18 protein-coding genes are annotated in these 20433 nt (G+C 39.6%); 7 read left to right on the top strand and 11 right to left on the bottom strand.

Going from position 1 to position 20433, the window contains the following annotated elements; genetic code table 11:
* Positions 1–13: 13 nt before the first annotated feature.
* The 11 genes from ACTJJQ_RS16050 to rpmH all read right to left on the bottom strand — a co-directional run bounded on the left by ACTJJQ_RS16050 (position 14) and on the right by rpmH (position 10354).
* Positions 14–868 (bottom strand): ParB/RepB/Spo0J family partition protein, encoded by an 855-nt coding sequence (locus ACTJJQ_RS16050; protein ID WP_017359871.1) that lies wholly within the window; start codon positions 866–868, stop codon positions 14–16.
* A complete protein-coding gene (gene soj / locus ACTJJQ_RS16055; protein WP_008360890.1) occupies positions 861–1622 on the bottom strand; it encodes a sporulation initiation inhibitor protein Soj in 762 nt (253 codons plus the stop codon). Before soj ends, ACTJJQ_RS16050 begins: the two co-directional genes overlap by 8 nt.
* A gap of 236 nt (positions 1623–1858) precedes the next feature.
* Positions 1859–2692, bottom strand: coding sequence for an orthopoxovirus pf05708 family protein (locus ACTJJQ_RS16060; protein ID WP_345911626.1), 834 nt, complete (start codon positions 2690–2692; stop codon positions 1859–1861).
* 128 nt (positions 2693–2820) lie between these two features.
* The gene (gene noc / locus ACTJJQ_RS16065) at positions 2821–3696 is read right to left on the bottom strand and encodes a nucleoid occlusion protein (protein ID WP_024718432.1); all 876 of its coding nucleotides are present in this window, start codon (positions 3694–3696) and stop codon (positions 2821–2823) included.
* A gap of 105 nt (positions 3697–3801) precedes the next feature.
* A complete protein-coding gene (gene rsmG, locus ACTJJQ_RS16070; protein ID WP_440600392.1) occupies positions 3802–4521 on the bottom strand; it encodes a 16S rRNA (guanine(527)-N(7))-methyltransferase RsmG in 720 nt (239 codons plus the stop codon).
* Positions 4522–4534: 13 nt separating this feature from the next.
* A complete protein-coding gene (mnmG, locus tag ACTJJQ_RS16075; protein ID WP_039169033.1) occupies positions 4535–6421 on the bottom strand; it encodes a tRNA uridine-5-carboxymethylaminomethyl(34) synthesis enzyme MnmG in 1887 nt (628 codons plus the stop codon).
* 17 nt (positions 6422–6438) lie between these two features.
* Complete coding sequence (gene mnmE, locus ACTJJQ_RS16080) at positions 6439–7818, bottom strand: tRNA uridine-5-carboxymethylaminomethyl(34) synthesis GTPase MnmE (protein WP_039169035.1); 1380 nt, start codon at positions 7816–7818, stop codon at positions 6439–6441.
* Between the two features lie 402 nt (positions 7819–8220).
* Positions 8221–8844, bottom strand: a complete 624-nt coding sequence (jag, locus tag ACTJJQ_RS16085) for an RNA-binding cell elongation regulator Jag/EloR (RefSeq protein WP_057078773.1) — start codon at positions 8842–8844, stop codon at positions 8221–8223.
* A complete protein-coding gene (spoIIIJ, locus tag ACTJJQ_RS16090) occupies positions 8841–9623 on the bottom strand; it encodes a YidC family membrane integrase SpoIIIJ (RefSeq protein ID WP_089374159.1) in 783 nt (260 codons plus the stop codon). Before spoIIIJ ends, jag begins: the two co-directional genes overlap by 4 nt.
* Positions 9624–9781: 158 nt before the next feature.
* Complete coding sequence (gene rnpA / locus ACTJJQ_RS16095; RefSeq protein ID WP_008347592.1) at positions 9782–10141, bottom strand: ribonuclease P protein component; 360 nt, start codon at positions 10139–10141, stop codon at positions 9782–9784.
* A gap of 78 nt (positions 10142–10219) precedes the next feature.
* A complete protein-coding gene (rpmH, locus tag ACTJJQ_RS16100; RefSeq protein WP_008360908.1) occupies positions 10220–10354 on the bottom strand; it encodes a 50S ribosomal protein L34 in 135 nt (44 codons plus the stop codon).
* A 620-nt stretch (positions 10355–10974) separates the two neighbouring features.
* Here rpmH and dnaA point away from each other — a divergent pair.
* The 7 genes from dnaA (at position 10975) to gyrA (ending at position 20119) form a co-directional block, all read left to right on the top strand.
* Entirely contained in the window at positions 10975–12315 is a 1341-nt protein-coding gene (gene dnaA / locus ACTJJQ_RS16105) for a chromosomal replication initiator protein DnaA (protein ID WP_250027104.1), read from the top strand.
* 196 nt (positions 12316–12511) lie between these two features.
* Positions 12512–13648, top strand: a complete 1137-nt coding sequence (gene dnaN, locus ACTJJQ_RS16110; protein WP_008347596.1) for a DNA polymerase III subunit beta — start codon at positions 12512–12514, stop codon at positions 13646–13648.
* 150 nt (positions 13649–13798) lie between these two features.
* Positions 13799–14014, top strand: a complete 216-nt coding sequence (gene yaaA / locus ACTJJQ_RS16115) for a S4 domain-containing protein YaaA (protein ID WP_008347598.1) — start codon at positions 13799–13801, stop codon at positions 14012–14014.
* 16 nt (positions 14015–14030) lie between these two features.
* The gene (recF, locus tag ACTJJQ_RS16120; RefSeq protein WP_007497487.1) at positions 14031–15143 is read left to right on the top strand and encodes a DNA replication/repair protein RecF; all 1113 of its coding nucleotides are present in this window, start codon (positions 14031–14033) and stop codon (positions 15141–15143) included.
* A gap of 17 nt (positions 15144–15160) precedes the next feature.
* The gene (gene remB / locus ACTJJQ_RS16125; RefSeq protein WP_008360920.1) at positions 15161–15406 is read left to right on the top strand and encodes an extracellular matrix regulator RemB; all 246 of its coding nucleotides are present in this window, start codon (positions 15161–15163) and stop codon (positions 15404–15406) included.
* A gap of 57 nt (positions 15407–15463) precedes the next feature.
* Complete coding sequence (gene gyrB, locus ACTJJQ_RS16130; RefSeq protein WP_024718422.1) at positions 15464–17380, top strand: DNA topoisomerase (ATP-hydrolyzing) subunit B; 1917 nt, start codon at positions 15464–15466, stop codon at positions 17378–17380.
* A gap of 234 nt (positions 17381–17614) precedes the next feature.
* On the top strand, positions 17615–20119 hold the full coding sequence (gene gyrA / locus ACTJJQ_RS16135; protein ID WP_017359864.1) for a DNA gyrase subunit A: 2505 nt from the start codon (positions 17615–17617) through the stop codon (positions 20117–20119).
* Positions 20120–20433 lie beyond the last annotated feature (314 nt).

Raw genomic sequence — 20433 nt, forward strand, 5'->3', positions numbered from 1 at the left:
CATATCAAGATGGTCATTCCGATGATTCTCTCGTAGAAAGCAATTCAAGGATTCTTTCTAAATCTTCATTTGAGAGAAATTCAATCTCAATTTTCCCTTTTTTCTTCTGTTTCTTGATCGTCACTGAAGTACCAAAGTAATTTTGTAAGAAAGATTCTCTTTCTTTCAACATGCGATCCTTTGGTGCTTCTTTTTTCTTTGTTTCACGTGGAACATTTTCATTTAATTGCTGAACAAGTTTCTCAACCTGACGGACATTCAATCCTTCGTCCACGACCTTCTTTACCAATGGAGCCAGCTTCTTTTTGTTTTTCAAACTAAGCAACGTGCGTCCATGTCCCATGGATAATGTCCCATCCGCAATCAGTTTTTGTACTTCGTCCGGTAATGTTAATAGACGAAGGTGGTTCGCAATATGCGGTCTGCTTTTGCCTAATCGCTTGGCTAATTCCTCCTGAGTCACACTTAAGTGATCTAGTAAGGAGGCATAGGCTTCCGCTTCCTCTAATGGAGATAAATCCTCGCGCTGTAAGTTTTCTAAAAGAGCGATCTCCCTCATCAATGTTTCTGAAAATTCTCTGACGATCGCAGGAATCGTTGTCAAACCAGCTTGTTGTGCTGCACGGAAACGGCGTTCTCCTGCGACAATGTCATATCCTTTAATCGATTTACGAACAATAATCGGCTGTAAAACACCGTGCTGCTGAATTGATTCTTTGAGATCAGACAATGCATCATCATCAAACGTTTTCCTTGGCTGATAAGGGTTCGGACGCAAATCCTTCAACTTAATTTCTTCGACAGTTTCTTCATTGGAATCCACATTGTTAAATAGCGCATTAATACCCTTCCCAAGACCTTTAGCCATTCGCATCCACTTCCTTTGCTAAGTCTAAATAGACATCTGCACCTCTTGAACGTGGATCATACAAGATAATAGGTTTCCCATGACTAGGCGCTTCACTTAGTCTCACATTTCTCGGAATCACGGTCTGATAGACTTTATCTCTAAAGTATTTTTTTACTTCTTCGATGACTTGGATTCCAAGGTTTGTTCTTGCATCAAGCATTGTCAGTAAGACACCTTCAATGGCAAGGTCGGTATTTAGATGTTTCTGCACAAGACGAACCGTATTCAACAATTGACTCAATCCTTCAAGCGCATAATATTCACACTGAACCGGTATTAAAACAGAATCGGATGCAGTTAACGCATTAATCGTCAGTAATCCAAGCGATGGCGGGCAGTCAATAATCATATAATCATAATTTTGCTTCACAGATTCAAGTGCTCTTTTCAGCCTCACTTCACGTGAGATCGTAGGCACAAGCTCAATTTCCGCCCCTGCAAGCTGTATCGTCGCAGGAATGACATCAAGATTTTCGACCTCTGTCGTCTTAATCACATCAAGTACATCTGCATCGTCTACTAAAATATCGTACACGCACTTCTCTACGTCTGCCTTCTCAATCCCAATACCACTCGTGGCATTTCCCTGCGGATCAATATCAACTAACAACACTCGTTTTCCTATGTATGCTAAACACGCACCCAAATTAACAGAAGTTGTCGTCTTCCCAACGCCGCCCTTCTGGTTGGTAATCGCTATGATTTTCCCCACGATGTCACCCACTTTCAACTTAACAAGTTTCTCATTGATTCATACTTCCTATTCTATCAAAAAAAGTATGAAACGTTTGCTTTTTTTGTTTCTCCACTATAAATTCGTGAATGAATCTGTGTTTCCGTACATGGATAGATGCATAAAAATACGTTTTAAAAGTATATTAATATATCTTTTTGAAGAAAATAACGAGACAAAAAACCCCCACTTTTATAAAAGTGAGGGAGATACAATCAAAAGTTTAGCCCGCCAATTTTTCGGCCTTCACTTACAATGACTTTAGGTGTCACTGTTTTATAGTTCTTCTTTTTCAAAAACCCATAGGGTGCTTTAATGGTAAATGTCGCATGTCCAACAGCGTCCCCGGTTTTCGCGTAAGCCTGCCATACAATCTTTGAACAATAAGTAGGGTCCAAGGATTGAATAGACATAGTGATCGAATATCGAGCCTTCGGATGGTCTTTCACATAATCATGCGCCCAATCCCCTGCTAAATCTGCCTTTTCCTGATGATTAATCCGAATCACCTTTGTATTGGCACTATAGCGAAACCAGCTTTGAATCGAATCAATATTTGGATGCTGCCGGAACCCAGGAATGGATGCATAGCTTTTCTCATTAATGACGATGCCTGCATGACCAATTAAACCATTCAAAGCACCAGTGCTCGTCACCAATATATCCCCTTTTTGAGGCATAATATCGGTTCCAGGATACGGTTTACCAAAAAGATGGCGAATGGTATTCGGCCTTTCATCCGTTACCATTCCATCCTGTTTGTTTTGCCTTAAACCATAGTTCTCCAAATCATCATCAGCTGTGATCACATCGATCGCATCGTCCTGAGACGCTTGCTCTTGATTTAATTGTTGAACCGTTACATCTGTCGAAACCACACCTTGTTTCTTCAGAGTACTCAGTTCTTCTTTCGTAATCGTTTCTTCCGCTGAATGAGTATCATGATTTGTTGACGTGCTCACAGCAAACACAGTCGTTTCATTTGAAAAAAGAGAAAAAGAGATTAGTAAATAACAGATAATAGCAAAAACAGTCTTTTTCATTTTCATCAGTTATATGTCACCTCCCTTCTACTATGAAAATCATATTTTACCAATTAATTAATAATAAGTAAATATCATGAATTGAAGGGAGAGAAAGACAAAAAAGCTGACGAGTAATGCTCATCAGCTTCTTTCTATTTAGGAATTCGAATCGTTAATTGGATATATTCCTCAAATTCTTCTTCCTCGGTATTTATTTTAAGTCCGCTGTCTTCTACCATGTGGAGAGACTGACGAATGGTATTCATCGCAATTCGCGTATCTCGGCTAAACGCCTTACGTTTCGGCTTCGGTTTGCGATCTGTTTTTTGTTCAAGCATCTTCACTACACGCTCTTCAGTCTGTTTCACATTCAGCTGCTTTTCGATGATTTCCTGCAACAGCGTGATCTGTAATTCTGGCAGCTTTAGAGGTACAAGTGAACGGGCATGTCTCTCAGAGATTTTTTTCTCCAAAATGGCTTGCTGTACCTCTTCAGGCAACTTTAAAAGTCTTAGTTTGTTTGCAACAGTCGATTGTCCCTTACCTAAACGCTGAGCAAGCGCTTCTTGCGTTAAATCATGAAGCTCTAAAAGACGAGCATAAGCATGAGCCTCTTCAATTGCAGACAGCTCTTCTCTTTGCAAATTTTCAATCAATGCCACAGATGCCGTTTCCGTATCAGTAAAATCTTTTATAATAGCGGGGATCTTCTCCCATTGAAGAGTTTGTACCGCTCTCCAACGTCTTTCGCCGGCGATCAGTTCATATTTTCCTTCTTCTTCTGTTGGTCTAACAACAATCGGTTGAATAATGCCATGGGTATGAATGGTTGTGGCCAGCTCTTGTATCTTTTCTTCTGAAAAAATGGTGCGTGGCTGAAAACGGTTAGGCATAATTGTGTCGACCGGGAGCTCCTGTATCTCTTCCTTTAATGTTTCATGCTCAGCAATCTCTGCCTCTATTTCGGTATCACGCTCAGGATGTTCTTTGTCACCAAGCCCGAAGAAGCGTGAGAGTGAATGCTTCATGAACCTACACCACCTTTAAAAACTACCTTTTTATAATTCTATTTTCTCATGTTTTTTCCTTCTGTAAAATCATAAATATTGAAGAAAAACCGACCTTTTACATGATCAACCCTCTATTGGTGATTTATTAGGTGTTCCTGGTTTTCTAGGATATTTTTTTGGTGTTTGTTTTTTCTTTTCAATGACAATGATGTTCCGTTCGCTTTCTTCTAAAGGAAGAACAAAGGAATGCTTTTCAACAACCTCTCCTCCGAGGACAGTGACGGCTTTTTTTCCTGCTTGCATCTCTTCATCTGCAGCAGATGCTTTTAATGCAACAAACAAACCTTCCCTTTTCACAAGAGGCAGGCATAGTTCGCTCAAGACAGATAAGCGCGCAACTGCTCTAGCGGTGACAAGGTCATAGCTTTCACGTTGATCTTTACGTTGTCCAAAGGTCTCCGCACGATCATGATAAAAAGTAGTATCTTGTAAGTTTAACCCTTTTGCTAACTCATTGAGAAACGTAATGCGTTTCTGGAGAGAATCAACAATGGTCACATGTAGATGAGGGAAACAAATTTTAAGAGGAATGCTTGGAAAACCAGCACCAGCTCCAATATCACAAATTGTTGTCACATTGTGAAAATCAATAAAAAATGCTGCTGATATCGAGTCATAAAAATGCTTTAAATATACTTCTCCCTTTTCTGTAATGGACGTTAAATTCATCTTCTCGTTCCATTCTACAAGCATATGGAAGTAAGTTTCAAATTGTTCAAGCTGCACTGGAGAAAGAGTGATCCCTTTCTCCTCTAGTGCTGCTGTAAATTGTTCAATGTTCATGCCGACATCCTTTCTACTCTGCTATCTTCGCAATACGTCCCTGCTCCAAATACACTAAAAGGATAGAAATATCAGCAGGGTTAACGCCTGAAATACGAGAAGCCTGTGCAACAGAAAGCGGTCGGACTTCTTTTAGCTTTTGCTTCGCTTCAGTTGCAATCCCTTTGATGGCATCATAATCGATTCGATCCGGAATCTTTTTATTTTCCATCTTTTTCAGCTTTTCAACTTGTTGGAGCGACTTTTCAATATAACCTTCATATTTAATTTGAATCTCTACCTGTTCACACACATCAGCAGGAAGCGGTGTGTCAGCAGGAGCTAGTTTCACAACAGATTCATAGTTCATCTCTGGACGCTTCATCAGATCACTAGCGCGAATACCGTCCTTCAATTCACTTCCACCAAGAGAACGGATATATTCCTGTGTCTCTGCTGTAGGTTTAATAATGACAGAATATAAACGTTTTTTCTCTGCTTCAATAGCCTCTTTTTTCTGTGTGAATGCTTGGAATCTCTCTTCAGAAATTAAACCAATGTTATATCCAAGTTCCGTTAATCTTAAATCAGCATTGTCATGACGCAGAAGTAAGCGGTACTCTGCACGAGAAGTTAAAAGACGGTAAGGTTCATTTGTACCCTTCGTGACAAGATCATCAATGAGAACACCGATATATGCATCAGATCGGCTTAAAATGACTTCTTCTTTACCCAATGCTTTTCTTCCTGCATTGATACCTGCCATAATTCCTTGACCTGCAGCTTCCTCATAACCAGAGGTACCATTAATTTGGCCAGCTGTATATAATCCAGAAATTTTCTTCGTCTCAAGTGTCGGCCACAATTGTGTAGGCACAATCGCATCATACTCAATGGCATAACCCGCTCGCATCATTTGTACATTTTCAAGTCCTGGAATGGTTGACAGCATTCGCTGCTGTACATCCTCTGGCAGACTTGTAGATAAACCTTGAACATACACTTCTTGCGTATTACGGCCTTCTGGCTCTAAGAAAATTTGATGTCTCGGTTTATCATTAAAACGAACCACCTTATCCTCAATAGACGGGCAGTATCTAGGACCTGTTCCTTTAATCATACCTGAATACATAGGAGAACGGTGAAGATTCTCATCAATAATTTGATGAGTCTCTAAACTCGTGTATGTTAACCAGCATGGTAATTGATCTGTAATATATTCCACAGTTTCATAAGAAAACGCACGTGGTACATCGTCACCTGGTTGAATTTCCGTCTTACTATAATCAATCGAGTGGCTGTTTACTCGAGGTGGTGTCCCAGTTTTAAAGCGAACCAAATCGAATCCTAATTCTGCTAGATGATCCGATAATTTAATGGAAGGCTGCTGATTATTAGGACCGCTTGAATAAGAAAGATCCCCTAAAATAATGCGGCCTTTTAAGAAAGTACCAGTCGTTAGAACAACAGACTTCGCGCGATAATTTGCACCTGTTTGAGTCACAACACCTTTACATTCATCATCTTCTACAATTAAATGGTCTACCATCCCTTGCAGCATTGTTAGGTTTGGTTCATTTTCCATTGTTTTTTTCATTTCGTGCTGATATTGAAACTTATCTGCTTGCGCTCTTAACGCACGGACAGCAGGTCCTTTCCCAGTATTCAGCATACGCATTTGAATATGTGTCTTATCTATATTTCGTGCCATTTCTCCGCCTAGCGCATCAATTTCTCTGACGACAATCCCTTTAGCGGGACCTCCTACGGACGGATTACATGGCATAAAAGCAACCATATCGAGATTGATGGTCAATACAAGTGTTTTGGCGCCCTGTCTTGCAGAAGCAAGAGCAGCCTCAACACCAGCATGACCGGCACCGACGACGATTACATCATATTGGCCAGCTTCATAACCCATTTCTTTTGTTCCTCCCTTTACTTTCCTAAACAGAATTGAGAGAATAACTGATCAATTAAGCTTTCATGAACAGCATCCCCAATAATTTCACCTAGCTGCTCCCAACAGCGTGTTAAATCTATTTGAACAATGTCGATCGGTACATCCATTTCAATTCCTTCTAGAGCATCCTCAATCGATTGTTTTGCTTCTTGAAGGAGCGCAATATGCCTAGTATTGCTCACATACGTTAAATCTCCACTTTCAATTGAGCCAGTGAAGAATAATGATTGAATAGCCATTTCAAGCTCATCAATCCCTTTTTCTTGCAATAAAGATGTTGTCACGACTGGACGATCTTTCGCTAACTCTTTTACTTTTTCTACATCAAGTTTAGGCTCAAGATCAGTCTTATTGACAATCACAATAATATCCATACCTGAGACAGCCTCAAATAGCTTAATATCTTCCTCAGATAACTCTTCACTATAATTGAGCACAAGTAAAATCAGGTCAGCTTCTTTTAAGACCTGTCTTGATCGTTCGACCCCAATACGCTCAACAATGTCTTCAGTCTCACGTATACCCGCAGTATCTACTAAACGGAGCGGTACTCCTCTTACATTCACATATTCCTCGATGACATCTCTGGTTGTTCCAGGAATATCGGTCACAATCGCCTTTGTTTCCTGAACAAGACTATTTAATAAGGAAGACTTCCCAACATTTGGCCTTCCAATAATAACAGTAGATAAGCCCTCACGTAGGATTTTCCCCTGCTGTGAAGTCGTTAGAAGCGATTCAATTTCCTTTTTCACAGATGTCGCCTTCTCAACTAAGACTCGATGTGTCATTTCTTCAACATCGTCATACTCTGGATAATCAATATTCACTTCTACATGGGCAAGTGTCTCCAATATCTCACCACGAAGACGTTTAATCAAACCGGAGAGACGTCCCTCCATTTGAGTAATTGCGACATTCATCGCACGGTCAGTCTTTGCACGAATCAAGTCCATTACGGCTTCTGCTTGTGACAAGTCGATTCTTCCATTTAGGAAAGCACGTTTTGTAAACTCACCTGGCTCCGCTAATCTCGCTCCTTCTTTTAAAGCAAGCTGCAAGACTTTATTGACCGTGACAATTCCGCCATGGCAGTTGATCTCAATAACGTCTTCTCTCGTAAATGTTTTTGGCGCTCTTAATACAGACACCATGACCTCTTCTATCACTTGCTCGGTACTTGAATCTACAATATGACCATAATGAATGGTATGAGAATCCACTGATACAAGTTTTTTTTCCTTAGGCCCCTTATACATGCGATCAGCAATCTGAACTGCATCAGGCCCGCTTAAACGTATAATGGCAATTGCCCCTTCACCCATTGGTGTAGAAATTGCTGCAATTGTATCCACCGCTCATTCACCTCTTTCTCTATTCAATAGACAGTCTTATATCTATTAAATGGACGTTGTCCATCTCTATATCAAAAACGCTTAATCCAAAATTTAAAGATACCACAAATGCATGCGAAGCGAAAGTAGCCCACATTTAATTATCCACAGTTTTGCACCCTGTCTATTTTAACACTTAACTTATCCACATGTGAATAACGACGTTCTAAACTTGTCTTCACATCTTACACCTAAATCCAATAAATTAAAACGTCCTTCTCCCTTTGCAACTAAGGGAAAATGACGTTTTCGATCTAAATAACACACTAACTTTTTAGAAATAAAGGAGGAATCTACTATTAAAAGGTAATTTTTCAATAAAAAAAGACTAAAATCCAGCTTTGCTGAATCTTAGCCTTTCTGCTATTTTTTATACATCACCACAACATGACGCTTGCTGCCTGTATCTTCGGATGCCGTGGCAAGTTCTTTAGAAAATGCTGCAATCGTATCATGAACGACTTTTCGTTCATTCGAAGGCATCGGTTCTAAATGAACCTTTCTCTTCGTTTTTAAAACACGGTTTGCCGTTTTGATTGCATATTGTTCAAGTGCTTCTTGTCGTTTCTTCCTATAATCTCCAATATCAATTGTAATATGATGATACTGATCAGAATAACGATTAAACACTAACTGCACCAAGGTTTCTAAAGAGTACAGTGTTTGTCCTCTTTTTCCAATCATTAATGAAGTTTTGTCTCCATTAATGTGAAAAGAGATCTTTTTCGTTTCTTTTTTCGAAACAATGTTTGCTTTAGGATCAATTGATTTAACAATTTTATCTAAATACTGTGTTGCTAATTTGAGCGCATCTCGCTTTTCTACTAACTTGACAACAGCTTGTCTTTTACCAAATAATCCTAAAAACCCTTTGTTTCCTTCATCTACTATTGTGATATCTACTTCTTCTTGTAGTAGTTGAATTTGTTTCAGTCCGGAATCTACTGCTTCTTCGACTGTGCGACCGACAGCAGTTATTTCCTTCATTTTTTGTTCCCGCCAGCTTTTTCTTTTGTATCAACTTTTACTTGAGGTGTTTTAATGACCAACGTTTGAATGATCATGAAAATGTTACCTACAACCCAGTACAGTGAAAGTGCCGCTGGGAAACTGATTGCAAATACAATGATCATAATTGGCATCACCCAAAGCATAATCGCCATTTGAGGGTTGTCCGAAGGATTGCCAGCCATCATTAGCTTCTGCTGAATAAAAGTAGCTACACCTGCAATAATCGGTAACAGGAATAATGGATCTGGACTGCCTAAGTCAAACCATAAGAAAGTATGCTTCTTGATTTCAGCTGTTCTCATGATCGCATGATAAAAACCAATTAAGATTGGCATTTGAATTAAGATTGGGAAACACCCTGCTAATGGATTTACACCATTCTTTTGGAAAAGAGCCATTGTTTCCTGTTGAAGCTGCTGCTGTGTTTTCTGGTCTTTTGAGCTATATTTTTCACGAAGCTTCTTTAGTTCTGGCTGAAGTGCTTGCATTGCTTTTGTACTTCTTAACTGTTTAATCATTAATGGTAAAATGAGCAAACGAATCAAAAGAGTTACAATAATAATCGCTACACCATAGTTTTCACCAGTTAAGTTTGCCATGTAAGTGATTAATTGAGATAGCGGGTATACAATGTAAGAATTCCAGAATCCCTTACTATCTGATGTGATTGGTTCATTGATTTGTGTACATCCTGCCAATAGAACCAACACGCCAATCAAGCTAAATATTAGTAATAATCGCCTTTTCAACAAGATTCCTCCCATTACTTCAAACTTTATTTAAGTTGGAATTGATTACGAAAGTGACTCACCTAATCAGTATGGTAACATTTTTTCATTACAAAGTGGTGGTTTCATTTTAATTCACTAGATGAAGGAAGCGCTTTTAAAAATTGATTCAACGAAAGTTTCTATTACGAAGACTTTTTCGGTTGTTGTTGATAAACAGCGGATTTTCTAAATAAATGCTGGAGAGACTTCTTTGTTTCTTCAAAGGTCAATTCGCTTGCTGGCTTTCGTGCGATAACAATGTAGTCTTTTTCTTGCTTTAGCTTATGACCTTCCTCTAAGAACACCTGACGGATTAGTCGTTTAATCCGGTTTCTTATCACTGCATTACCTATCTTCTTACTGACAGACAATCCTAAACGCAGTTCTTCTTGATTTGGTTGGTCCAGCTGATAAATGACGAATTGGCGATTAGCCATTGATTGACCTTTTTTGAACACTGTTTGAAACTCTTCATTTTTTTTTAGCCTGTTTCGCTTCTTCATGTTTTCTTCCACTCCGATAAAAACTGACAGTTCATTTACGATTTTATGTAAAAAAGACCACTGACATTATTCAGTGGCCTAAGCTGATAATTTTTTTCTACCTTTGCTGCGGCGTCGCTTTAAAACTAGACGTCCGTTTTTAGAACTCATACGGCTGCGGAAGCCATGAACTTTACTACGCTTACGGTTATTTGGTTGAAACGTTCTTTTCATTTATGACACCTCCCTGAGGAATAGCTGTTTAAGACAGTCTAACTCATTATATTTGTGTAACCCATCGATTGTCAATATCAATGATAAAACTCTTATTATCAACCTTATAAGCATAACACAAGTTATCAAGTGAAGAAACCTTCTTTTTTAGTTTCCAGCATTTTATTCTTTTTTTCCTTCAAAAAAACCTTCAAAACAAGGTTGTGGATATTTTTCCGGCATATTTTGACTATCCACATCCATTATCGACATTTTTTTCACACAAATAACCTATGTGGATAATTATTTTTCAACAGCATGTAAAGTGTGTGGATAAGTTTGTGACACCCATTGCACCATCTTGTTTATTTTGATATTATATTTGTGTTTTAACTCTTAATTACTTATCTGGCCTATTTATCTTATCCACAATTTGTGGATAACCTGTGGAAAGTTATTGCACAGCTTGTTGAATTGTTTATCCACAACCTGTGTAATTTGTCGAAAAGACGTTTTTCTACTATATTAATTGTTTTCAACAAATTATGTGCACGAATGGTGATGACCATTTGCTCTTTTTCGTGTTCTATAACAGTTTGATACTGGTCATTTTAAAAAGAAAAGGAGGGGGGAGAAGCCTTATGGAAAATATTTTGGATCTGTGGAATAAAGCACTTCAAAAAATAGAGACAAAATTGAGCAAACCTAGTTTTGAAACATGGATGAAGTCCACTAAAGCCCATTCTCTTCAAGGAGATACGCTGACTATTACTGCACCTAATGAATTTGCAAGAGACTGGCTCGAGTCAAGATACCTTCACTTAATTGCAGATACCATCTATGAACTGACAGGCGAAGAGCTCAGCATCAAATTTATCATTCCTCAAAATCAGGACGAAGAGGACGCCATGCCAAAATCTCCAATCAAAAAAATGTCGAAAGAAGAACCCGTTGAAATTCCACAAAATATGCTGAATCCAAAATATACATTTGATACTTTTGTTATTGGTTCAGGCAACCGTTTTGCTCATGCCGCTTCACTTGCAGTCGCAGAAGCACCAGCAAAAGCATATAACCCGCTTTTTATTTATGGGGGCGTTGGTTTAGGAAAGACTCACTTAATGCATGCGATCGGTCATTACGTCATCGACCATAATCCATCAGCCAAAGTGGTCTATCTATCATCTGAAAAATTTACAAATGAATTTATCAACTCAATCCGGGACAACAAAGCAGTCGATTTCCGTAATCGCTATCGGAATGTAGATGTGCTTTTGATAGATGATATTCAATTTTTAGCAGGAAAAGAACAAACACAAGAAGAGTTTTTCCATACATTCAACACACTTCACGAAGAAAGTAAGCAAATCGTCATTTCTAGTGACCGGCCGCCAAAGGAAATTCCGACACTTGAAGACAGATTACGCTCTCGATTCGAATGGGGCTTAATTACAGACATTACCCCGCCAGATCTAGAAACGCGTATTGCGATCTTACGTAAAAAAGCAAAAGCAGAAGGTTTAGACATTCCGAATGAAGTCATGCTTTATATTGCCAATCAAATCGACAGCAACATTCGGGAACTGGAAGGTGCTTTGATTCGTGTTGTTGCTTACTCTTCTTTAATCAATAAAGACATCAATGCTGATCTAGCGGCTGAAGCCCTAAAGGACATCATTCCTTCATCGAAACCTAAGGTGATTACAATTAAAGATATTCAAAGAATTGTAGGGCAGCAATTTAATATTCGATTAGAAGATTTCAAAGCGAAGAAACGTACGAAATCAGTTGCTTATCCAAGACAAATTGCGATGTATCTCTCTAGAGAAATGACAGATTCCTCTCTACCTAAAATCGGAGAAGAATTTGGCGGACGAGATCATACGACCGTCATTCATGCTCATGAGAAAATTTCAAAATTAATCGTTGAAGATGAACAGCTTCAGCAGCATGTCAAAGAGATCAAAGAACAACTAAAATAATCAAGCTGATAAGATAAGTACGGGAAAATGTGAATAACTAGAGCATAGTCATACACAGTCTGTCCACATGTGGATAGGCTGTCTTTCCTTTCTTTCTACTGACTTATCCACATATTCACAGGCCCTACTAGTACTTCTACGATTTTTATTAAATAAATATATATACATGTCATTAAGAAAAATTAGGAGGACCACTATGAAATTCACGATTCAAAAAGATCGTCTTGTTGAAAGTGTCCAAGATGTATTAAAGGCCGTATCCTCTAGAACAACGATTCCTATTTTGACAGGGATTAAAATTGTTGCATCTGACGAAGGGGTTTCTCTCACAGGGAGCGATTCTGATATCTCAATCGAATCTTTTATTCCTCAAAGAGATGGAGATTTAGAAGTCATTACAATTGATCGACCAGGAAGTATTGTGCTGCAAGCCCGCTTCTTTAGCGAAATCGTTAAGAAACTGCCTATGTCTACTGTCGAAATTGAGGTAGAACAAAATCATCTGACCATCATCCGCTCTGGTTCAGCAGAATTTAATTTAAACGGCTTAGATGCTGAAGAATATCCGCATCTGCCACAAATTGAAGAGCATCATGCTTTTCAAATTCCAACAGATTTGCTTAAAAACCTTATCCGTCAAACGGTTTTCGCAGTGTCCACCTCAGAAACACGACCTATCTTGACAGGTGTAAACTGGAAGGTTGAAAAAGGTGAATTAATATGCACAGCAACGGATAGTCATCGTCTTGCTTTAAGAAAAGCGAAGTTGGATATTAACGAGGAAAGCTCGTACAATGTGGTCATTCCTGGAAAGAGTTTAACAGAGCTAAGTAAAATTCTTGATGATGGACAAGATCTTGTGAGCATCGTCATTACGGAGACACAGGTTCTCTTTAAAGCACAGAACGTGCTGTTCTTCTCAAGATTGCTGGATGGTAATTACCCAGATACAGCTCGCCTCATTCCGCAAGAAAGTAAAACGGATGTAGTGGTGAATACGAAAGAATTCCTTCAAGCGATTGATCGCGCGTCACTTTTAGCAAGAGAAGGGCGTAACAACGTTGTGAAGCTTTCTGCTGATCCTGCGCAAAGCCTTGAAATTTCTTCTAATTCGCCTGAAATCGGTAAAGTAGTTGAAACGGTGCAAGCAGATGACATTAAAGGGGAGGATCTCAAAATCTCTTTCAGTCCGAAATATATGCTTGATGCTTTAAAAGTATTAGAGGGAACAGAGATTCATGTCAGTTTCACTGGCGCAATGAGACCATTCCTATTACGCACGCCAAATGATGATTCCATTTTGCAATTGATTCTTCCAGTTAGAACGTATTAATTTGGTCTAAAATGGCTGCTGTGTGAGCGCACAGCAGCTTTTTTCCTCGTTTCCTCAGCTTTCTTTCATCCCAGTTCGCTTTCCCCCTTTCCTTCTTGTCTTGTTTTTTAGTACAATTAGATATTAGTGATATTGAAAGAGGTCGATACAATGCCTAATCTGATAACGATTGAAACAGAAATGATTACATTAGGGCAGTTTTTGAAATTAGCCGAAGTCATTCAATCTGGTGGAATGGCGAAGTGGTTTTTAAGTGAACATGAGGTGTTCATCAATCAAGAGCCAGATAATAGACGGGGACGCAAATTATACCCAGGAGATGTTGTCGAGATAGAAGGTCACGGCACATTTCAAGTTGTGAATTAGAAACGGGTGACAATACATGTACATTCAAAGTCTGGCGTTAACTTCATACCGAAACTATGAACACACCGAGCTTCAATTCGACAATAAGGTGAATGTGATGATTGGTGAGAACGCCCAAGGTAAAACGAACCTGATGGAAGCGATCTATGTATTGTCGATGGCAAAGTCTCATCGTACGTCAAATGATAAAGAACTTATCCGATGGGACGAAGACTATGCTAAAATAGAAGGTAGAGTCATCAAAAAAAATGGTCCACTCCCCATGCAGCTCGTGATCTCAAAAAAAGGAAAAAAGGGCAAGGTCAATCACATTGAACAACAGAAACTCAGTCATTATGTTGGTGCCTTGAACACCATCATGTTTGCACCAGAGGATCTCAGCCTTGTGAAAGGTAGCCCGCAAATCCGCAGAAGATTCCTCGACATGGAGATTGGACAAGTGTCTGCTGTCTACTTGCATGATTTATCGCTCTATCAAAAAATCCTCACTCAGCGAAATCATTACTTGAAACAATTGCAAACAAGAAAGCAAACGGATCAAGCGATGCTGGAGATTTTAACAGAGCAGTTGATTGATGCGGCAGCGAAGGTTGTCAAAAGAAGACTGACTTTTACGAAACAGCTCGAAAAATGGGCGCAGCCGCTGCATTTTGGGATTTCAAGAGAGCTGGAAACGCTCACGCTCCAATACCAGACGGCAATAGAGGTATCAGAAGCGTCAGACTTGTCGAAAATAAAAAATAGCTATGAAGAATCGTTTCAGAAACTAAGAGACAGAGAAATAGACCGAGGGGTGACGCTATGGGGGCCTCACAGAGATGATCTTCTTTTCTTTGTGAATGGTCGGGATGTTCAGACATATGGCTCTCAAGGGCAGCAAAGAACAACAGCTCTTTCACTAAAGCTGGCAGAAATTGATCTGATTCATGAAGAAATCGGTGAATACCCAATTCTTCTACTCGATGATGTTTTATCTGAACTTGATGATTACAGACAGTCTCATTTGCTCCATACCATTCAGGGACGTGTACAGACCTTTGTCACCACTACGAGTGTTGAAGGCATCGACCACGCCACCCTGAAAGAAGCGGAAATTTTCAGAGTAGCCAGTGGAAAAGTAATTGACTGATAAATGAGGTGTGAGTCTTGTATATTCATTTAGGTGATGATTGTGTTGTTTCTACACGAGAGATTGTCGCAATTGTTGATTACAAAATGAGGTCATCTTCTGTTGTAGAGGAATTTCTTCAAAAACAAGAAGAACAAATCATTTCGTTGTCACAAGGGACACCCAAATCCATCGTCGTCACAACTGAATCCGTGTATTACTCTCCTCTTTCCTCAAGCACGCTCAAAAAACGTGCTTCATTTGTGATTGAAATTGAAGTCTAAAAGCTCAATTCATATAAATATATCGTTTAAGAAAAGTGTAGGTGAATGTACGTGGCAATGGAACAGCAACATAATAGTTATGATGAAAATCAGATACAGGTGCTCGAAGGACTAGAAGCGGTTAGAAAACGTCCAGGAATGTACATTGGGTCAACCAGTGCAAAAGGACTTCACCATCTTGTATGGGAAATTGTCGACAACAGTATTGATGAGGCTTTAGCTGGTTATTGTACAGACATTACAGTGCAAATTGAAAAAGATAATAGCATCACAGTGAAAGATAACGGCCGCGGAATTCCTGTTGGGATTCACGAAAAAATGGGACGTCCTGCTGTAGAAGTCATTATGACGGTTCTTCACGCTGGTGGTAAATTTGACGGCAGCGGTTATAAAGTATCTGGCGGTTTGCATGGCGTAGGGGCATCTGTTGTTAATGCGTTATCTACGACCTTAGACGTGACTGTATATCGTGATGGGAAAATTCATTATCAACAATTCAAACGCGGTGTTCCAGTTGGAGATTTAGAGATCATTGGTGAAACAGATGTAACAGGGACAACCACTCATTTTGTGCCAGATCCAGAAATTTTCACTGAAACCATTGAATTTGATTACGACACACTTGCTAACCGTGTACGTGAGTTAGCTTTCTTAACAAAAGGCGTCAACATCATCATTGAAGACTTACGTGAAGGCAAAGAGCGAAGAAACGAATACTGCTATGAAGGCGGTATTAAGAGCTATGTAGAACATTTGAATCGCTCGAAGGAAGTCGTTCATGAAGAACCAGTTTACATCGAGGGTGAAAAAGACGGAATCACCGTTGAAGTTGCACTGCAATACAACGATTCCTATACAAGCAACATCTATTCCTTCGCTAACAATATCAACACGTATGAAGGCGGAACACATGAAGCAGGCTTTAAAACAGGTCTGACGCGTGTGATCAATGATTATGCTCGTAAAAATGGCGTATTCAAAGATGGTGACTCGAATTTGAGCGGTGAAGATGTACGAGAAGGCTTAACAGCCATTATCTCTATCAAACATCCAGACCCTCAATTCGAAGGACAAACGAAGACAAAGCTCGGTAACTCAGAAGCAAGAACCATTACCGACTCCCTCTTCTCCGAAGCACTTGAGAAATTCCTCCTAGAGAACCCTGATGCTGCAAAGAAAATTGTGGAGAAAGGTGTGATGGCAGCTCGTGCAAGAATGGCTGCCAAAAAGGCACGTGAGCTGACAAGACGTAAAAGTGCACTGGAAGTCTCTAGCTTGCCTGGGAAACTGGCAGACTGTTCTTCTAAAGATCCTTCCATCTCTGAGCTTTATATCGTAGAGGGAGATTCTGCGGGCGGATCTGCTAAGCAAGGTCGTGATCGACATTTCCAAGCGATCTTACCGTTAAGAGGGAAGATCCTAAACGTTGAAAAAGCACGACTAGATAAAATTTTATCTAACAACGAGGTTCGTTCAATGATTACAGCGCTAGGGACCGGAATCGGAGAAGACTTCACTTTAGAGAAAGCACGTTATCACAAAATTGTGATCATGACTGATGCTGATGTTGATGGAGCGCATATTCGGACGCTACTCCTAACATTCTTCTATCGCTACATGCGTGAAATCATTGAAAACGGTTATGTGTATATTGCACAGCCGCCTTTATATAAAGTGCAGCAAGGAAAGCGTGTTGAATACGTGTATAACGATAAACAGCTAGATGAACTGTTAAAAACACTGCCTCAAACACCGAAACCTGGACTTCAGCGTTATAAAGGTCTTGGAGAGATGAATGCTACTCAGCTTTGGGAAACAACAATGGATCCTGATGCGAGAACACTTCTTCAAGTGACACTTGAGGATGCAATCGATGCTGATGAGACTTTTGAAATGCTAATGGGAGATAAAGTAGAGCCGAGACGTAACTTTATCGAAGAAAATGCACAATACGTAAAAAATCTTGATATTTAGATAGGTATCCCCCCTTGAGAGCAACCTTATTTCTTGTTTGGAATAAGGTTGTTTTTCAAGAAACAGGGGCGTGAAACGAATGTCCTGGTTTTCTGCGTTTCGTTGATTTTCTAGTAAATAAATGTGTATAAAGGCAAGATTATTGATATAATGGAGAATAGTCTTGTGAAGATAAATACATATTTTACTCCCACATAATTTATTTCATGTGATACGTAAAGGGAGGTTCTTATAGTGAGTGAACAACATACACCAAATGTACGCGAAGTGAATATTAGCCATGAAATGCGTACGTCCTTTTTAGATTATGCAATGAGTGTTATTGTTTCGCGTGCATTACCAGATGTGCGAGACGGATTGAAGCCCGTGCATCGAAGAATTTTGTATGCGATGAATGACCTAGGTATGACAAGTGATAAACCATTTAAGAAATCTGCACGTATCGTTGGGGAAGTTATCGGTAAGTACCACCCTCACGGTGATAGCGCTGTATATGAAGCGATGGTTCGGATGGCGCAAGATTTCAACTATCGTAATATGCTGGTTGAAGGGCACGGGAACTTTGGTTCTGTCGATGGAGACGGTGCAGCAGCCATGCGTTATACCGAGGCACGTCTTTCTAAAATTTCGATGGAGATCCTGCGTGATATCACAAAGGACACCATTGATTATCAAGATAACTACGATGGCAGTGAAAGAGAGCCAGTCGTTATGCCTGCTAGGTTCCCAAACTTATTAGTGAACGGGGCAACTGGAATTGCTGTAGGGATGGCAACGAATATCCCGCCTCACCAACTAGGTGAAGTGATTGATGGGGTATTGGCAATTAGTCAAAATCCTGAAATGACGACACAGGAACTAATGGACATCATTCCAGGTCCAGACTTCCCAACTGCGGGACAAATCATTGGCCGAAGCGGTATTCGTAAAGCGTATGAAACAGGACGCGGCTCTATTACATTACGTGCAAAGTCAAATATCGAAGAAACATCTAGTGGTAAGCAGCGCATTATCATCAATGAGATTCCTTACCAGGTTAACAAAGCTCGTTTGATCGAAAAAATCGCTGATCTTGTCCGTGATAAAAAGATTGATGGCATTACAGATCTTCGTGATGAATCTGACCGTAATGGAATGAGAATTGTCATTGAACTACGAAGAGACGCAAACGTCCATGTTCTATTAAACAATCTTTATAAACAAACGACACTTCAAACGTCCTTCGGTATTAACTTGCTTGCACTTGTTGATGGACAGCCGAAAGTGTTGTCTCTCAAACAATGTCTTGAATATTACCTTGAGCATCAGAAAGTGATCATTCGTCGAAGAACGGCATATGAATTGCGTAAAGCGGAAGCAAGAGCTCATATTTTAGAAGGCTTAAGAATTGCGCTTGATCACTTAGATGAGGTCATTGCCTTAATTAGAGGCTCTCAAACTGCTGAAATTGCAAGAAATGGTTTGATGGAAAACTATAGCTTGTCTGAAAAACAAGCACAGGCCATTCTCGATATGCGACTCCAGCGTTTGACTGGTTTAGAAAGAGAGAAAATAGAAGATGAATACAAAGGGCTTGTTGAATTGATTGCTGAATTGAAAGCCATTCTAGCAGACAATGAGAAAGTTCTAGAAATCATTAGAGAAGAATTAACAGAAATCAAAGAACGCTTCAATGATACGCGTCGCACAGAAATTGTGACAGCGGGTATAGAAACAATCGAAGACGAAGATTTGATTCCTGTTGAAAATATAGTGATCACACTGACTCATAATGGTTATATTAAGCGCCTGCCTGCATCAACATACCGCAGTCAAAAAAGAGGCGGTAAAGGTGTACAAGGAATGGGAACCAACGAAGATGATTTCGTTGAACAGCTGATCTCAACATCTACGCACGATACGATTCTCTTCTTCTCTAATAAAGGGAAGGTCTATCGAGCGAAGGGCTATGAGATCCCTGAATTCGGACGAACAGCGAAAGGGATTCCGATTATTAACCTTCTTGAAGTAGAAAAGGGAGAGTGGATAAACGCCATTATTCCAGTCAGCGAATTTGATGAAGATTCGTATCTCTTCTTTACAACAAGACACGGTGTATCGAAACGAACGTCATTGTCTCAATTTGCAAACATCCGTAACAACGGTTTGATTGCACTCAGCCTGCGTGATGAAGATGAATTGATGGCTGTTCGTTTAACCAATGGTGAAAAACAAATCATCATCGGAACGAAAAAAGGAATGCTCATTCGTTTCGACGAGACAGATGTTCGTGAAATGGGACGTACAGCAGCTGGAGTTAAAGGGATCACACTTTCTGAGGATGACATCGTCGTTGGAATGGAAATCCTTGAGCCAGATGCAAACGTATTGATCGTAACGGAAAAAGGTTATGGTAAATTAACGCCTGAAAAAGAATATCGTGTCCAAAGCCGTGGTGGTAAAGGTCTGAAAACGTGCAAGATCACTGACAACAACGGTCCGCTTGTTGCAGTGAAGGCGACTAACGCTGAAGCTGAAGAAGACTTGATGATTATTACAGGTAGTGGTGTCATCATCCGTATGGCTGTTTCAGATATCTCCACAACAGGCCGAGTCACTCAAGGTGTCCGTCTGATCCGTCTAGGTGATGATGAACATGTCGCTACAGTGGCATTAGTAGAACAATCACCAGAAGACGATGAAGAGAATAGTGAAGAAAACGTAGAAAATGTAGAGTCAGATCAAGAGCAATCTGAGTAAAGATAAAGCCGGTTTTTCACCGGCTTTATTTTTTTTTGAAAAACATGATTTTTTTTGAAGTTTATAATGCTTTTTTCATAGATATGTGTTAATCTTTCAAAGGAGCAAAAAGAGGCTCTATTTTTTATCTCTTTCATAACAAAAACTTCTTAAAAAAATAAAATGTTTTTCAAGAAAAATGTTGACTATTGATAGAGATATATGATATATTTAAGTGGTCGCTTTGAGAGAGTGACAAACAAGTTCTTTGAAAACTAAACAAGACAAAACGTACCTGTTAATTCGAGTTTTTATAAAAAAATCCTATGATACAT

Origin of the sequence: Bacillus sp. 22483, assembly GCF_052044605.1 — a bacterium.
Lineage (GTDB): Bacteria > Bacillota > Bacilli > Bacillales > Bacillaceae > Bacillus > Bacillus altitudinis.

Coding starts and splice junctions, on each gene's coding strand:
- noc (WP_024718432.1), bottom strand. CDS start 3,696: ATGAAGCATTCACTCTCACGCTTCTTCGGGCTTGGTGACAAAGAACAT.
- rsmG (WP_440600392.1), bottom strand. CDS start 4,521: ATGAACATTGAACAATTTACAGCAGCACTAGAGGAGAAAGGGATCACT.
- mnmG (WP_039169033.1), bottom strand. CDS start 6,421: ATGGGTTATGAAGCTGGCCAATATGATGTAATCGTCGTCGGTGCCGGT.
- recF (WP_007497487.1), top strand. CDS start 14,031: ATGTACATTCAAAGTCTGGCGTTAACTTCATACCGAAACTATGAACAC.
- ACTJJQ_RS16050 (WP_017359871.1), bottom strand. CDS start 868: ATGGCTAAAGGTCTTGGGAAGGGTATTAATGCGCTATTTAACAATGTG.
- ACTJJQ_RS16060 (WP_345911626.1), bottom strand. CDS start 2,692: ATGAAAATGAAAAAGACTGTTTTTGCTATTATCTGTTATTTACTAATC.
- jag (WP_057078773.1), bottom strand. CDS start 8,844: ATGAAGGAAATAACTGCTGTCGGTCGCACAGTCGAAGAAGCAGTAGAT.
- rpmH (WP_008360908.1), bottom strand. CDS start 10,354: ATGAAAAGAACGTTTCAACCAAATAACCGTAAGCGTAGTAAAGTTCAT.
- dnaN (WP_008347596.1), top strand. CDS start 12,512: ATGAAATTCACGATTCAAAAAGATCGTCTTGTTGAAAGTGTCCAAGAT.
- rnpA (WP_008347592.1), bottom strand. CDS start 10,141: ATGAAGAAGCGAAACAGGCTAAAAAAAAATGAAGAGTTTCAAACAGTG.
- gyrB (WP_024718422.1), top strand. CDS start 15,464: ATGGAACAGCAACATAATAGTTATGATGAAAATCAGATACAGGTGCTC.
- yaaA (WP_008347598.1), top strand. CDS start 13,799: ATGCCTAATCTGATAACGATTGAAACAGAAATGATTACATTAGGGCAG.
- dnaA (WP_250027104.1), top strand. CDS start 10,975: ATGGAAAATATTTTGGATCTGTGGAATAAAGCACTTCAAAAAATAGAG.